Source organism: Bacillus sp. FSL W8-0640 (genome assembly GCF_038007725.1).
Classification (GTDB): domain Bacteria; phylum Bacillota; class Bacilli; order Bacillales; family Bacillaceae_G; genus Bacillus_A; species Bacillus_A cereus.
Window position 1 is genome coordinate 4,776,520 of record NZ_JBBOXT010000001.1, and the last position, 14,542, is coordinate 4,791,061.

Here is a 14,542-nt window from a genome sequence, read left to right on the forward strand (position 1 = left end):
TCGTTAGCTCTCTTTTTTCATTATTTAGCTTCTGCTGTTTTTTCTTTTGCAGAACGTACTTGCTCGTCCGCATGGTAAGAAGAACGCACAAGTGGGCCAGCTTCACAGTGGCTAAATCCTTTGCTAAGTGCAATTTCTTTAAGCTCTGCAAATTCTGCTGGTGGGTAATATTTAAGAACTGGTAAGTGCTTCTTAGATGGTTGTAGGTATTGCCCAAGAGTTAAAATATCCACATTGTTTGCACGTAAGTCATCCATTGCTTCAATTAAATCTTCTCTCGTTTCACCTAAGCCCACCATAATGCTCGATTTAGTTGGAATATCAGGCTGCATTTCTTTCGCTCGACGTAAAAACTCTAATGAACGTTCATATTTTGCTCTAGCGCGAACTCGGTCAGATAATCGACGTACTGTTTCAATGTTATGGTTTAAAATATCTGGTTTTGCATCCATTAACATTTTTAAGTTTTCTTCTACTCCACCCATATCAGATGGTAATACTTCGATTGACGTAAATGGATTTTTACGACGTACAGCGCGTACTGTTTCAGCAAAAACAGCTGCTCCCCCGTCTTTTAAATCATCACGTGCAACCGCTGTTATAACAACGTGCTTTAAGCCCATTTGTACTACTGAATCTGCCACGCGTTCTGGTTCTTGTAAATCAAGCTCAGTTGGTAAGCCTGTTTTAACCGCACAAAAACGACAAGCACGTGTACAAACCGCACCTAAAATCATAAATGTTGCTGTTTTTCTTACAGCCCAGCATTCATGAATATTCGGACATTTTGCTTCCTCACAAACGGTATGAAGATTTTTAGAACGCATCATTTTCTTTAAGCCTGTATAGTTTTCATTCGTGTTTAACTTAATTTTCAACCATTCGGGCTTGCGCTTATATTCTGTTTGTTTTGTCATGGTTATCAACTCCGCACAATATGAAATAGTTTACCGTGTTCGCTTCTTTCAATGTAACATATCTATTCTAACGTATGAAAGCGATTTGCTCAAATGAAGATTCTAAGATTTTTTCCAATCGTTCCCTATAATGAAATACTCCGTATATCCCACACTAAAAAGAGTGATGTTGTGAAAGGAGTCTATTTCATGCTTCGAAAAATTTCTCTTTTGCTTTCTATTTGTTTTCTTCTCCACCAAAACATCGCTTACGGTGAAGATAATCAGCAAAGCATATACGAAAAGCGCATGGTACTATATAAAGAAACCGAGCAGTCTTCAGGCATTCCATGGTATTACTTAGCTGCAATGGATCAATATGAAAGAAATATACGGAGCGTAAGAAAAGATATTCCGAAAAAACCAGATGCCATCATTTCCCTTTATTTCAAACCAGAAATATGGGCTGGACCTATTAATAGTAACGATACTCTTCCCCATACAATTTCTCTATTTGGCGGAATAGGTTTAGATGGTGACAAAGATGGATTTGCAAATGCAAATAGCGACCGTGATCTTCTGCATACCGCAGCGACTATTTTAAGGAAACAAGGAACATCAGAAGACCGTATTAAAATTATGCTCTGGGAATATTATAGACGTGCCAAAACAGTTGATTTAATTAGCGAATACGCCCAAATTTATAAACATTATGGACGTATTAATTTAGAAGGAAATGCTTTTCCTCTTCCGATCCGTAGTGACCATAGCTACCGTAGTACTTTCGGCGCTGGAAGAAGTTTTGGCGGCAGAAGGATTCATGAAGGAACCGATATTTTTGCCGGATATGGCGTGCCAGTAAGATCGACTTGCTATGGCATTATTGAAACGAAAGGTTGGAACCGCCTTGGTGGATGGCGCATTGGTATTCGCGACCTTCATAACAATTACCATTATTACGCTCATTTAGGCGGGTTTTCAAAAGAAATACAGCTTGGACAAATTGTTGAGCCAGGGAAAGTAATCGGATTTGTTGGTAGCACTGGTTATGGACCTCCTGGTACAGCCGGAAAATTTCCGCCCCACTTACATTTTGGCATGTATAAAGACAATGGCTATACAGAATGGGCCTTCGATCCATACATGCATTTAAGCCTTTGGGAGCGCAAAGAACGAGCAAATACAAAACGATAACCGTAGCTGCATTGCTACGGTTATTTTTTATCCAGTAAAAGTCTGACTGAGCCGGGTTTCACTTTATTTACAACTAACTATCTGTTTTCTTTTTATCAGGTACAGCAACACTTCCGCTTCCATAATACGTAGGCACTTCCCCTTGAACGATACGCGTCGCAATCGGAACATTTTGTTTCACCTTTATCTCTTTCGTATGAAATGGAATAATCACTTGCAATGTTACTTCCATTTCCATAACAATTTGAATCGCTGTAGTATTAATCCCATGCGGCTCAATTTTTTGTTTAATATCTGTATTCACATGTCCAACTGGCGTGAAATGAATCGGAATATCTGGTCCTATATTACCAAGAAGTGCATTATCAGTTACACGCCCAAAAGGAACTGCCATAGTCGCGCCGTTTTTTTCAGCAAAACCTAGCTCCTTCAACTTCCCTTGTTCTACTTGCTGCAAATATTTTTCTATGTACGTGGTCGTTGATGTTACGATTTCATTTACTTGCTTTGTATTTAAATTAATTGTGGATACTTTTCCGTTTTTATCATTCTGTACTTTCATTAATGAATCTACATCGAATCCTTCATTAATTCGATCCTTTACTGCCTTCGTCATAATTGCCGTCGCCATTTTATGTGTCTCTACTTCCCCATATTTAATTAAGGTCGGCTGAATATTATTATTCACAATCCACAACCCTTGCGTAAGTAATATAACAAAAAGAATAAACGACATAAGCAGTATATACCGAAAGGCAATAGGTCCCCTTCGAAACCGCGAGTTTTTCGAGCGAAATATACTCATAAAAAAACCTCCTTCTTATATCATTTCTATGCAAGAAGGAGGGACGATATATGCTTATCTCATTTTTAATAATGCTTCTTTTCCAATCGTACCTGCTGGAATGCCTAATGCTTCAGCTCCAGTCGTTACCGATTCTAGTGGCGCTTCAAGAAGTTGTTCAATCGTTCTTACACCAACCGCACGGCCAGCAATAATTCCTCGATCACCTAATTTCTCATTTAAAAGACCTACATCTAATGCACCACACATAATATATCCTTTATCGCTCATTACAGCTAGCAAATTCGTCTTTGGAAGTTTCACGCTAACTGCAATAAACGTATAATTATCAATTATAATTGGCTCCACATTAACCATAGTTCACACTCCTCTCTTTCTTATCTGTATGACAAGAGAAAAATGAGTGTTACAAGTTAACTAGCCTATAGTTTAACGGAAGATGTATAAGTTATTAACATATCTGTTAACACATCTCTAAGTAGTTCTGGCATATAATATTGTTTGTCAGAAAGTGTGGATAGCTCTGGGTATAAGTAGCCAAATGTAAACATATCAATCGTTCCTACTGTATATATACGATCTAATTCCAGCGATTCCCCGTTAATTAATACATCTTCGAGTAAAATTTTATTCCCGGGAATCGTATCTGGAATGACTTCTACACCAGCGTAAATCATTTTCCCCATCACTTTTCCCCGAAATCCAAATCCTTTCACCTCAAGATTCTCCATATTCGGCTTACGTGCTTTCAAAATAACTTCTCTTAATATCTTTCCTGGAACTTTCAAAGCACACGGATTAATTGGATGTGGACAAATTCTGTGAATATCTCCGCGCGTTACAACACCCTCTTCTAACCCTTCAAGAAGTACACCAGCGTTCACCATGCCAATCTCTGCATTGCACCATGTTTTCAGCGCACTTGCTAACATGTGAGAAAACGGCGTCTCATGAAACCAATCAACCGGTAATGACTCTTTTAAATGAACGACAGACTCTGCCATTATATGCTCACTTTCTTCCTGCAGTATTTCAATTGTGGATAACGGCTCGCTATAAGCACCTAACCGTTCCGTCTTAATCGCCCTACCGTCTTTTTTCAGCAATTTCTTCATCTCTATATCCACAGTAAGCTGCACGTGACCAACGTAACGCCCCCACTTTTCACAACAACAAAGTAAAGTATTATTCAGTAGAATACCACGCTCAAATAAATGATGCGTATGTGCTCCTAAAATAACATCTATATCATAATGCTCTGCCATATACTCATCCATACTTTTTCCAAGGTGAGAAAGGACAACCGTAATATGAGCCTCATCTTTCACTTCTTCTAAAATAGACTCTAAATGAATAATGGGATCTTCAATATGCCAATCGAGCATCTGATAAAACTCTGGATAAGCTACCGTTAATCCGATAAAAGCAATGGTAATCCCATCCGTCGTTGTATGCAATTTATAAGGCCTTGCCCATGACGGACGTACCCCTTCTTTTTCAAATAAATTTGCGACAAGTATTTCAAATCCAGCATCATCATAGAGCCGATTCAAATGCTCCTTCGCTAACGTAATTCCTTCATTATTTCCGATCGTTACATAATCATATAACGCCTCATTCAAAAGCTTCGTATTCCCAAGTCCATTCGTCGCTTCCGAAATACTATGAAAACGATCCACATGATCGCCGATATCAACCGTCAAAACAGTCTCTCCCGCTTCCTGTCTTCGCTTTTTCTCCCCTAGAACAAACCGAGAAATTTGCGGCCAATTTTCAAAATGACTATGTATATCGTTTGTATGATAAAGGTGGATGATTGTTTCTTTATTTGTATTCAGAGAAAAAACCTCCTCTCAGTTCCTTACTGCCATTTACGCTATGCGCACACAATAATCCTGTAAATACTTTTCGTCTTTTCTTGCTATTTTACATTGTACTCGCATTGTGAGAAAAAGCAAAAGATTGTCCTTTTTATATGAGAAACTTTATTTTTGCCAGTGTGGGGATTTGTTGGTAGAGCGGGGATTTGTCAGAAAGTTAGCCGTGGGGATTTTCCCATAAGTTCTTTGCTGCATTTGTCAGTATTTTAATCTAAATTACTTTCAGTTGCCCTCTTTATGTATAAATGCTCCTTTCCTTTTTGAAGGGTACGGGGTATTCGTTCCTCTTGCTATGTCGTAATTTGTTGATAAGTCGATATCCCTTGTCGAATCGTCGATATATTGAAATAATCGCTGATATATTTCGAGTTATGGACGATATATTTGAAAAATCGCTGATATATTTAACTGAACACCCACCCGGGTATCCTCTCCCAAGCCAAGACAAATCCGCAAAACAAAAAAGCGCCCTGCACAGCAGGGCGCTTTCTTCATACATATATTATCCAGCTTTGCCTCCTAGACCCTCATGTCTAAGAACCTTCCGCACGAGAAGATAAAAAGCATCTTCTGTGCGAAAGAACCTCAGCCAACGGGTCTGAACAGTCGGCTCCGCATTTCTATTTAACCAATAGAACCTTCCATCTCAAACTTGATCAGGCGGTTCATTTCAACTGCGTATTCCATTGGAAGTTCGCGAGTGAATGGCTCGATGAAGCCCATTACGATCATTTCTGTAGCTTCTTGCTCAGAAATACCGCGGCTCATTAGGTAGAATAATTGTTCTTCTGATACTTTAGATACTTTCGCTTCGTGCTCAAGTGAAACGTAATCGTTTTTGATTTCGTTGTAAGGAATTGTATCAGATGTAGATTGGTTATCCATGATTAACGTGTCACACTCGATGTTAGAGCGAGAGTTTTTCGCTTTTGGTCCGAAGTGTACGATACCACGGTAAGTTACTTTACCACCATGCTTCGCAATCGATTTAGAAACGATTGTTGAAGACGTGTTTGGTGCTAAGTGAATCATTTTCGCACCAGCATCTTGGTGTTGGCCTTTACCAGCAATCGCGATAGATAATGTTAAACCACGAGCGCCTTCGCCTTTTAAGATAACTGCTGGGTATTTCATCGTTAATTTAGATCCGATGTTACCGTCAATCCATTCCATCGTTGCGTTTTCTTCACAAACCGCACGTTTTGTAACTAGGTTGTATACGTTGTTCGCCCAGTTTTGGATTGTTGTATAACGGCAATAAGCATCTTTTTTAATGATGATTTCTACTACCGCACTGTGAAGTGAGTTAGTAGTGTAAACAGGTGCTGTACAACCTTCTACGTAGTGTACGTGTGCGCCTTCGTCTACAATGATAAGCGTACGTTCGAATTGTCCCATATTTTCAGAGTTAATACGGAAATACGCTTGAAGTGGTGTATCAACTTTAACACCTTTTGGAACGTAGATGAATGATCCACCAGACCAAACTGCAGAGTTTAATGCAGAGAATTTGTTGTCTGTTGGTGGGATTACTTTTCCGAAATGTTCACGGAAAATATCTTCGTTCTCTTTTAATGCGCTATCTGTATCTTTGAAGACGATTCCTAGAGCTTCTAGGTCTTCTTTCATGTTGTGGTATACAACTTCAGATTCGTACTGTGCAGATACACCAGCTAAATATTTTTGCTCAGCTTCTGGAATACCTAATTTATCAAATGTTGCTTTAATTTCATCAGGTACTTCATCCCAAGACTTCTCAGATTTCTCAGATGGTTTTACGTAGTACGTAATTTCATCGAAATCTAAGTCGTTTAAGTCGCCGCCCCATTGTGGCATTGGCATTTCGTAGAACTTATCCAGTGATTTTAAACGGAAGTCTAACATCCACTGTGGTTCTTCTTTCATACGTGAAATTTCTTCAACGATTTCTTTTGTTAAACCGCGTCCAGCACGGAAAATCGAAACGTCTTTGTCTTTGAAACCATATTTATAATCGCCGATATCTGGCAGTTGCTTCGCCATGTTGGTGTGTCCCTCCTTAGATAACCTCGTTTTTAGGAACCTTTAACATTACTTATCTTCGTTTAAGCCCTTTTCTAACGCTTTCCACGCTAATGTTGCACATTTAATACGTGCAGGGAACTTGCATACGCCTTGTAATGCTTCAATATCTCCTAAATCGATGCTGTCATCGTACTCTTTTCCTAGCATCATGTCAGAGAAAATTTTCGAAAGCTGAAGTGCTTCTTCAATTTTCTTACCTTTTACTGCTTGTGTCATCATTGAAGCTGAAGACATTGAGATTGAACATCCTTCGCCTTCAAACTTCGCCTCTTGCACAATACCTTCTTCTACTTTCATCGTAAGTTGAATACGATCGCCGCAAGTTGGATTGTTCAAGTTAACGGTAACACTATCTTCTAATACGCCATGGTTACGAGGATTTTTATAATGATCCATAATAACTTGACGATATAACGTATCTAAATTATTAAATGACATTTGTGAAATACTCCTTTGTCTTGATTAGCGAGTCAACAAATGTATCAATTTCTTCTTTTGTATTATATAAATAGAAGCTCGCACGTGCTGTTGAAGAAGCTTTTAGCCACTTCATAAGCGGTTGTGCACAGTGATGTCCTGCGCGAACTGCAATGCCTTCTACATCTAATACAGTCGCTACATCGTGAGGATGTACGTCTTCAATATTAAATGTAACAAGACCAGCGCGATGCTTTGGACCATAAATTATAACGCCATCTACTTCTGATAGTCTTTCTAAAGCGTATTGCGCTAATTCATGCTCATGCTTTTCAATATTATCAAGACCGATTTCTTCTAGGAAATCAATTGCCGCACCAAGTCCGATTGCATTACCGATAATCGGTGTACCTGCTTCAAACTTCCACGGAAGCTCTTTCCAAGTAGATTCTTGTAAATCTACGAAATCAATCATTTCACCACCAAATTCAATTGGCTCCATATTGTTTAGCAATTCTTTTTTACCATATAATACGCCGATACCTGTAGGGCCACACATCTTATGAGCAGATAATGCGTAGAAATCACAGTTTAAATCTTGTACATCTACTTTCATGTGAGGTGTACTTTGTGCACCGTCAACGACCATAATTGCGCCATTTTCGTGTGCAATTGCTCCGATTTCTTTTACAGGGTTAATCGTTCCAAGTACGTTAGAAACATACATGATAGAAACGATTTTTGTATTCGGTGTAATTGTTTGACGAGCATCTTCTATTGAAATTGTCCCATCTGGTTGAAGCGGAAGATATTTTAAAGTTGCACCAGTTTTCTTCGCAACTTGTTGCCACGGAATGATATTACTATGGTGCTCCATGTAAGAAATAACGATTTCATCGCCCTCTTTTACATTTTCAAGACCATAGCTAGCCGCTACTGTATTTAATGCAGTTGTCGTTCCGCGCGTGAAAATAATCTCTTCCATTGATTTCGCATTGATAAACTTGCGAACTTTCTCACGTGCACCTTCATACGCGTCGGTAGCTTTCGTACCGAGCGTATGAACACCGCGATGCACGTTAGAATTATATTCTTTATAGTAACGTTCTAACGTTTCAATGACTTGAATTGGTTTTTGAGAAGTTGCTGCACTATCGAAATAAACAAGTTGTTTGCCGTTCACTTTTTGATCAAGAATTGGAAACTGTTTGCGTATTTCATGAATATTCATTAGCGAACTTTCCTTTCAATTACCTCAACAAGCTGTGCCTTTACTCCTTCAATTGGAAGCTCATTAACTACAGGTGCTAAGAATCCATGGATGACTAAACGTTCTGCTTCGCGTTTTGGAATACCACGGCTCATCAAGTAGTATAGTTGGACTGGATCTACGCGACCTACTGAAGCTGCGTGACCTGCCATTACATCATCTTCGTCGATTAAAAGAATTGGGTTTGCATCACCGCGAGCTTTTTCATCTAACATAAGAACGCGAGAAGATTGTTGTGCATTTGATTTAGATGCACCGTGTTCAATCTTACCAATTCCGTTAAAGATAGATGTTGCACTATCTTTTTGTACACCGTGTTTTAAAATCCAACCTTCAGAATGTTTACCGAAGTGAACAACTTTAGTTGTAAAGTTTTGTGTTTGGTTACCACGGCCAATTGTTACTGTTTTCGTATCAGCATATGAACCGTCGCCCATTAAGTTCGTAACGTTCTCTGAAATTGTGTTTCCGTCATTCATAAGGCCTAGAGCCCAATCAATACGGCCGTCGCGTCCTACAACGCCGCGGCGGTTAACGTAAGTTGTTACGTCTTTTGCTAATAGATCAACCGCACCGAATTTCACTTGTGCGCCTTGTTCCACGATTACTTCTGCTACGATATTTGCAATACCTTTAGCATTTTCATTTGCAACATAGTTTTCTACATAAGTTGCAGTACTGTTCGCATCAGCTACGAATAGTACGTGGTTATATACGTTAGCTTCTTCGCCGTCTACTAAGAATACAGCTTGAAGTGGAGTTTCAAGAACAACGTTTTTCGGAACATATACGAATGCACCACCGTTGATTAATGCAGCATGAAGTGCAGTTAGACGATGCTCGTCTACTTTCACGCCGTCTTTCATTAAGTACTTTTGTACTAGTTCAGCATGCTCAGTTGCTGCTGTTACGATGTCTGTAAAAATAACACCTTTTTCTTTTGCTTCGTCTGCTAAAGAAACGAATGCAGTTGTACCAGTGCGTTGTACTAATACGCTGTTATTTTCATCGATTAAGTTTTTCACTGCTTCTGGAAGTTCAGTTAAAGAACTTACAGGCTCTTGCTTAGCAGCGTCGCCTTTTCCGATAAAGTCCCATTTGTCAATTTTCGTTTTATCAGGCGTTGGCATTGGAAGTTCAGTTGCTTGTGCAAGAGCTTGTAAGCGGAACTCAGTCAACCAAGCAGCTTCGTTTACTTCGCTTGCGCGTTGACGGATTGTTTCTTGATCGAAAGGTAATGTACCGATTGTCATGTTTATGCTCCTCTCTTACGCTTCTTGCTCTGTTGTTTCGTCTTCAATACCTAATTCTTTTTTAATCCAGTCGTAACCTTCAGCTTCTAGACGTTGTGCAAGCTCAGGGCCACCAGATTTAACGATACGACCGTTCATCATAACGTGAACGAAGTCTGGAGTGATGTAGTTTAATAAACGTTGGTAATGCGTAATCATTAGGCAACCGAACTCTTCGCCGCGCATTTCGTTAATACCTTTAGATACAACTTTTAATGCATCGATATCAAGACCTGAGTCGATTTCATCTAAGATTGCGATTTTTGGCTCAATCATCATTAATTGAAGGATTTCATTACGTTTTTTCTCTCCACCAGAGAAACCTTCGTTTAAGTAACGTTGTGCCATTTCTGGATCCATTTCTAGGAATTCCATGTTTTTATCTAATGTACGGATAAATTTCATAAGAGAAATTTCATCGCCTTCTTCACGACGTGCGTTAATTGCAGAACGTAAGAAGTCAGCGTTTGTTACTCCGCTAATTTCACTTGGATATTGCATTGCTAGGAATAGACCTGCTTGTGCGCGCTCGTCTACTTCCATTTCTAATACATCTTCACCGTCGATGATGATGCTACCTTCTGTTACTTCATACTTTGGGTGACCCATAATTGCAGAAGATAAAGTTGATTTACCTGTTCCGTTAGGTCCCATAATTGCGTGGATTTCTCCACCTTTTACTTCAAGGTTTACACCCTTTAAAATTTCTTTGCCATCAATTGATACGTGTAAGTCTTTAACCGTTAATGTAGAACCAGCCATCTCAATACCTCCATTAATCCTATATATACATTTTAAAAATTCCTAAAACGTTCATATTCTCATTTTATTCTCATTCTAATTTTATATCAAATAAAATGATATCGCAAACGACGAAAAAAAGTAACCGTTTTTTCACAAATGTATATAAGTATTTCCTTCACATCTTTCTATGATACACCTTTCTTCTTATTTATATAAAGAAAAAAGGACTGGTAATTTTCCAGCCCTTTCCTTATATTTATTCACTTACCGGAAGTACAGCACCTTTATATTCTTTATTAATAAAATCTTGAATTTCTTTTGAATGTAGCACTTCTACTAGCTCTTTAATTTCTTTTTTCTTCTCATCACCTTTACGAACTGCAATGATGTTTGCATACGGAGAGTCTGCTCCTTCAATCGCAATTGCATCCTTTGTTGGATTTAATTTTGCATCAATTGCATAGTTTGAATTAATAAATAAAGCATCACCTTCATTATTTTCATACAGCTTTGGTGACAATCCAGGCTCTACATCTGTTTTAAACTTTAAGTTTTTCGGATTTTCGACTACATCTTTTACTGTTGCCTTAACAACATCTACTCCGTCTTTTAATTTAATAACGCCGCCTTTTTGTAACAGTGCTAGCATACGGCCACGCTCCGCTACGTTATTACTCATAATCACTGTCCCGCCATCTGGTAAGTCTTTTAAGCTTTTATACTTCTTAGAATAAATACCCATCGGCTCTAAATGGATTTTTCCTGCGTTTACAATTTTATATCCCTTTTCTTGAATTTCTTTATCTAAGTACGGAATATGCTGGAAGTAGTTCGCATCAATTTCTTTATCCGCTAACGCTTTATTTGGCAGTACATAATCCTGAAACTTTTTAATCTCTAACTTAATGCCTTTTTTCTCTAATATCGGCTGTGCCTTTTCTAAAATAACAGCGTGCGGCACGTTAGAAGCTCCCACAACAAGCTTATTCTCTTCCTTCCCTCCGCAAGCAGCTAATGTAAATACAGATAATGCTGTAACAACTGACAATAGAATCTTTTTCATATGACGTCCCCTTCTCCCTATAGTTATGTAGTAAAAAAGGACCGGCATACACCAGCCCTTTTTCAGCAATTATTCTTTTACAGGAACAACTGCACCTTTATATTCTTTAGTAATAAAGTCTTCAATTTCTTTAGAATGTAATACTTCTACAAGCTCTTTAATCGCTTTTTTATCTTTATCACCTTTACGAACCACTAGTACGTTTGCGTATGGAGAATCATCGCCTTCAATTGCAATTGCATCTTTTTCTGGGTTTAATTTCGCATCAATTGCATAGTTCGAGTTAATTAAAACAGCGTCGCCTTCTTTATTGTTATACACTTGTGGCAACAAACCAGGCTCAATATCCGTTTTGAATTTTAAGTGTTTCGGATTATCTGCAATATCTTTTGGAGTTGCACTAACTGGATCTACTCCGTCTTTAATTTTTAAAATGCCTTCTTTTTGTAAAATTGCTAAACCACGTCCATGGTCAGTAACGGAATTACTCATAATAATTGTCGCCCCGTCTGGAAGTTCTTTTAAACTCTTATATTTTTGAGAATATACACCAATTGGTTCAATATGAATTTTCCCTGCTATTTCAAAATCATATTTTTTATCTTTAATTTCTTTTTCTAAATACGGAATGTGCTGGAAATAGTTTGCATCTAATTCCTTATCCGCTAACGATTTATTTGGCAACACGTAATCTTGGAATTTTTTCACTTCTAATTCAATTCCTTTTTTCTCAAGTAACGGTTTTGCTTTTTCTAAAATTTCAGCATGCGGTACGTTAGAAGCACCAACAACAAGTTTCTTTTCATCTTTATCTTTCCCGCCACAAGCAGCTAACCCAAAAATTGAAGTTGAAATAAGTGCCGTAAGTAATAATTTTTTCATTTAAAATATCCTCCCGTTTTTATTATCGTTTATCTATTCGAGTCGTTAAACTATCACCAATCCACTGGATTAAAAATACAACTAGTAATACACAAATCGTCGCAACGATTGTTACATCGTTATTCCCTCTCTGGAATCCTTCTAAGTAAGCAAGTGTTCCAAGGCCACCAGCACCAACAACTCCCGCCATTGCTGTATAGCCTACTAAAGCAATTGTCGTAACCGTAATACCAGATACTAATGCTGGTAATGATTCTGGAATTAACACTTTCAAAATAATTGTGCTTGTTTTTGCTCCCATTGCTTTTGAAGCTTCAATTACACCTTTATCAATTTCACGAAGTGCAATTTCAACCATTCTCGCGTAGAATGGTGCGGCTCCAATAATTAAAGCCGGCAGAGCTGCACTTGCTCCAAGAATTGTTCCAAGAAGAATCTTTGTAAATGGGATTAATAAAATAATTAAAATGATGAACGGTATAGAGCGGAATATATTTACGAATGCTCCAATCACCGTATTAATTGATTTGTTTTCCCATAAATTATCTTTTGCTGTCATGAAGAGTAACAATCCTAAAATTAGTCCTAAAACAAATGTCGCAAGAGCTGCGATTGCCGTCATATATAACGTTTCACCAGTTGCTTCTAACATTTGATTCCAATCAACATTTGCGAGTAACTTATCCATGTGCAATCACCTCCAGCTCTACTTGATCTTGATGAATTCCTTCTATTGCTTGCTGGATCGCTGTTTCCTCACCATTTAAATGAACAACTAAACTACCGTAAGAACCGTTATTCGTTTGTGCAATATTTCCTTGCAAAATGCTAACTTCTATATCACTGCGTTGCATTAATCTTTGAAGCACTGGTCTTTCTACAGCCTCACCGATAAACTGCAAACGAATTACTTTTCCATCTGGATATTTTTCAATTAAACTTTCAATTGTTTCATTTGTATCTTCAGAATCTGTTAACTGCTGTACAAATCGTTTCGTAATATCTTGCTTCGGATTACGGAATACATCAAGTACTGGACCCGTTTCTACAATCTTTCCTCTCTCCATTACCGCCACTCGGTTACAAATCTTTCGAATCACGTGCATTTCATGTGTAATGAGTACAATTGTTAAACCAAGACGCTTATTAATGTCTAATAGTAAATCTAAAATTTGATCTGTCGTTTCCGGATCAAGAGCTGACGTTGCTTCATCACATAAAAGCACTTGTGGATTGTTAGCTAATGCTCTTGCAATCCCGACGCGTTGCTTTTGTCCTCCACTCAGCTGAGATGGGTACGCGTCTCCTCTTCCTTCTAATCCAACAAGATGAATTAATTCATCAACACGTTTTCTTCTCTTCGCTTTATCAACACCTGCAATTTCAAGTGGAAACTCAATATTTTCACGTACAGTTCGTGACCAAAGTAAGTTGAAGTGTTGAAAAATCATTCCGATTTCTTGTCTTGCCTTACGAAGTTCACTTCCTGTAATTGCTGATATAACACGATTCGCAATTGTAATTTGGCCAGAAGTCGGTTTCTCTAACTGATTAAACAATCTGATTAACGAACTTTTTCCAGCGCCGCTATATCCAATAACACCAAATATTTCGCCTTTTTCTATTTTTAAATTGGCGTTATCTACAGCAGTGACATCACCGCTTTTCGCCTTATATATTTTCTTTACGTTCTCTAATAGAATCATGATGTTCACCCCTTTTTTGTTTGGATCGACTCCGCAATTTTTTATTTTTAATGCGTGTAGTCCACTGTTATCATTACTTTTATTATTTGAATGTCCTCCACATTCAAACAATAAAAAAACCTTTCTGCTTTAGAGAAGCAGAAAGGTTTATATGCGTATATAACAACATTATCCCTCTCTCTCATCTCTCAAAGCATTCGCTTTGCAGGAATTGGCACCATTTCAACATAAGTTGACGGTTGCCGGGCTTCACAGGGCACAGTCCCTCCACCTCTCTTGATAAGAGAAATCAGATTCAATTTTCGTCTGATTTGAAATTTATGAAATTG

General features: G+C 38.2%; 14 protein-coding genes and 1 riboswitch. Of the genes, 1 reads left to right on the top strand and 13 read right to left on the bottom strand.

All coding sequences use genetic code 11. The annotated features are described in order from the left end of the window. Nucleotides 1-20: 20 nt before the first annotated feature. Nucleotides 21-917: a lipoyl synthase gene (gene lipA, locus N2V80_RS24840; protein WP_000166372.1), complete on the bottom strand. Its 897-nt coding sequence runs from the start codon at nucleotides 915-917 to the stop codon at nucleotides 21-23. Between the two features lie 189 nt (nucleotides 918-1,106). Between lipA and N2V80_RS24845 the strand changes: the two genes are divergently transcribed. Continuing rightward, nucleotides 1,107-2,090: a M23 family metallopeptidase gene (locus N2V80_RS24845; protein WP_061654813.1), complete on the top strand. Its 984-nt coding sequence runs from the start codon at nucleotides 1,107-1,109 to the stop codon at nucleotides 2,088-2,090. Nucleotides 2,091-2,163: 73 nt separating this feature from the next. Here N2V80_RS24845 and yunB read toward each other — a convergent pair whose 3' ends face one another. From yunB to N2V80_RS24905, 12 genes are all read right to left on the bottom strand, one after another. Further along, nucleotides 2,164-2,895, bottom strand: a complete 732-nt coding sequence (gene yunB / locus N2V80_RS24850; protein ID WP_061654812.1) for a sporulation protein YunB — start codon at nucleotides 2,893-2,895, stop codon at nucleotides 2,164-2,166. 54 nt (nucleotides 2,896-2,949) lie between these two features. After that, complete coding sequence (locus N2V80_RS24855) at nucleotides 2,950-3,252, bottom strand: YunC family protein (RefSeq protein ID WP_000248466.1); 303 nt, start codon at nucleotides 3,250-3,252, stop codon at nucleotides 2,950-2,952. 65 nt (nucleotides 3,253-3,317) lie between these two features. Continuing rightward, nucleotides 3,318-4,733, bottom strand: coding sequence for a bifunctional metallophosphatase/5'-nucleotidase (locus N2V80_RS24860; protein ID WP_153580208.1), 1,416 nt, complete (start codon nucleotides 4,731-4,733; stop codon nucleotides 3,318-3,320). A gap of 666 nt (nucleotides 4,734-5,399) precedes the next feature. Continuing rightward, nucleotides 5,400-6,797 (bottom strand): Fe-S cluster assembly protein SufB, encoded by a 1,398-nt coding sequence (sufB, locus tag N2V80_RS24865; protein ID WP_001118827.1) that lies wholly within the window; start codon nucleotides 6,795-6,797, stop codon nucleotides 5,400-5,402. 48 nt (nucleotides 6,798-6,845) lie between these two features. Further along, nucleotides 6,846-7,277, bottom strand: coding sequence for a Fe-S cluster assembly sulfur transfer protein SufU (gene sufU, locus N2V80_RS24870; protein WP_000009523.1), 432 nt, complete (start codon nucleotides 7,275-7,277; stop codon nucleotides 6,846-6,848). Further along, the gene (gene sufS / locus N2V80_RS24875; protein ID WP_021727830.1) at nucleotides 7,267-8,487 is read right to left on the bottom strand and encodes a cysteine desulfurase SufS; all 1,221 of its coding nucleotides are present in this window, start codon (nucleotides 8,485-8,487) and stop codon (nucleotides 7,267-7,269) included. The genes sufU and sufS overlap by 11 nt, the downstream gene beginning before the upstream one ends. Next, the gene (sufD, locus tag N2V80_RS24880) at nucleotides 8,487-9,779 is read right to left on the bottom strand and encodes a Fe-S cluster assembly protein SufD (RefSeq protein ID WP_000152167.1); all 1,293 of its coding nucleotides are present in this window, start codon (nucleotides 9,777-9,779) and stop codon (nucleotides 8,487-8,489) included. Before sufD ends, sufS begins: the two co-directional genes overlap by 1 nt. 15 nt (nucleotides 9,780-9,794) lie before the next feature. Next, entirely contained in the window at nucleotides 9,795-10,580 is a 786-nt protein-coding gene (gene sufC / locus N2V80_RS24885) for a Fe-S cluster assembly ATPase SufC (RefSeq protein ID WP_000929160.1), read from the bottom strand. 238 nt (nucleotides 10,581-10,818) lie between these two features. Beyond that, nucleotides 10,819-11,625, bottom strand: coding sequence for a methionine ABC transporter substrate-binding lipoprotein MetQ (gene metQ / locus N2V80_RS24890; protein ID WP_000722399.1), 807 nt, complete (start codon nucleotides 11,623-11,625; stop codon nucleotides 10,819-10,821). Nucleotides 11,626-11,694: 69 nt separating this feature from the next. Next, nucleotides 11,695-12,507, bottom strand: a complete 813-nt coding sequence (metQ, locus tag N2V80_RS24895) for a methionine ABC transporter substrate-binding lipoprotein MetQ (RefSeq protein ID WP_000735096.1) — start codon at nucleotides 12,505-12,507, stop codon at nucleotides 11,695-11,697. A gap of 22 nt (nucleotides 12,508-12,529) precedes the next feature. Then, on the bottom strand, nucleotides 12,530-13,195 hold the full coding sequence (locus N2V80_RS24900) for a methionine ABC transporter permease (protein ID WP_000359401.1): 666 nt from the start codon (nucleotides 13,193-13,195) through the stop codon (nucleotides 12,530-12,532). Continuing rightward, a complete protein-coding gene (locus tag N2V80_RS24905; RefSeq protein ID WP_000601780.1) occupies nucleotides 13,188-14,213 on the bottom strand; it encodes a methionine ABC transporter ATP-binding protein in 1,026 nt (341 codons plus the stop codon). The genes N2V80_RS24900 and N2V80_RS24905 overlap by 8 nt, the downstream gene beginning before the upstream one ends. A gap of 178 nt (nucleotides 14,214-14,391) precedes the next feature. Continuing rightward, nucleotides 14,392-14,499: riboswitch (SAM riboswitch) on the bottom strand. Between the last annotated feature and the right edge of the window lie 43 nt (nucleotides 14,500-14,542).

Excerpts from the sequence above, each read along its gene's own strand:
- N2V80_RS24845 (WP_061654813.1), top strand. The coding sequence starts at position 1,107 with ATGCTTCGAAAAATTTCTCTTTTGCTTTCTATTTGTTTTCTTCTCCAC.
- sufS (WP_021727830.1), bottom strand. The coding sequence starts at position 8,487 with ATGAATATTCATGAAATACGCAAACAGTTTCCAATTCTTGATCAAAAA.
- N2V80_RS24905 (WP_000601780.1), bottom strand. The coding sequence starts at position 14,213 with ATGATTCTATTAGAGAACGTAAAGAAAATATATAAGGCGAAAAGCGGT.
- sufD (WP_000152167.1), bottom strand. The coding sequence starts at position 9,779 with ATGACAATCGGTACATTACCTTTCGATCAAGAAACAATCCGTCAACGC.
- sufU (WP_000009523.1), bottom strand. The coding sequence starts at position 7,277 with ATGTCATTTAATAATTTAGATACGTTATATCGTCAAGTTATTATGGAT.
- metQ (WP_000722399.1), bottom strand. The coding sequence starts at position 11,625 with ATGAAAAAGATTCTATTGTCAGTTGTTACAGCATTATCTGTATTTACA.
- yunB (WP_061654812.1), bottom strand. The coding sequence starts at position 2,895 with ATGAGTATATTTCGCTCGAAAAACTCGCGGTTTCGAAGGGGACCTATT.
- sufC (WP_000929160.1), bottom strand. The coding sequence starts at position 10,580 with ATGGCTGGTTCTACATTAACGGTTAAAGACTTACACGTATCAATTGAT.
- sufB (WP_001118827.1), bottom strand. The coding sequence starts at position 6,797 with ATGGCGAAGCAACTGCCAGATATCGGCGATTATAAATATGGTTTCAAA.
- N2V80_RS24900 (WP_000359401.1), bottom strand. The coding sequence starts at position 13,195 with ATGGATAAGTTACTCGCAAATGTTGATTGGAATCAAATGTTAGAAGCA.
- metQ (WP_000735096.1), bottom strand. The coding sequence starts at position 12,507 with ATGAAAAAATTATTACTTACGGCACTTATTTCAACTTCAATTTTTGGG.
- N2V80_RS24855 (WP_000248466.1), bottom strand. The coding sequence starts at position 3,252 with ATGGTTAATGTGGAGCCAATTATAATTGATAATTATACGTTTATTGCA.
- lipA (WP_000166372.1), bottom strand. The coding sequence starts at position 917 with ATGACAAAACAAACAGAATATAAGCGCAAGCCCGAATGGTTGAAAATT.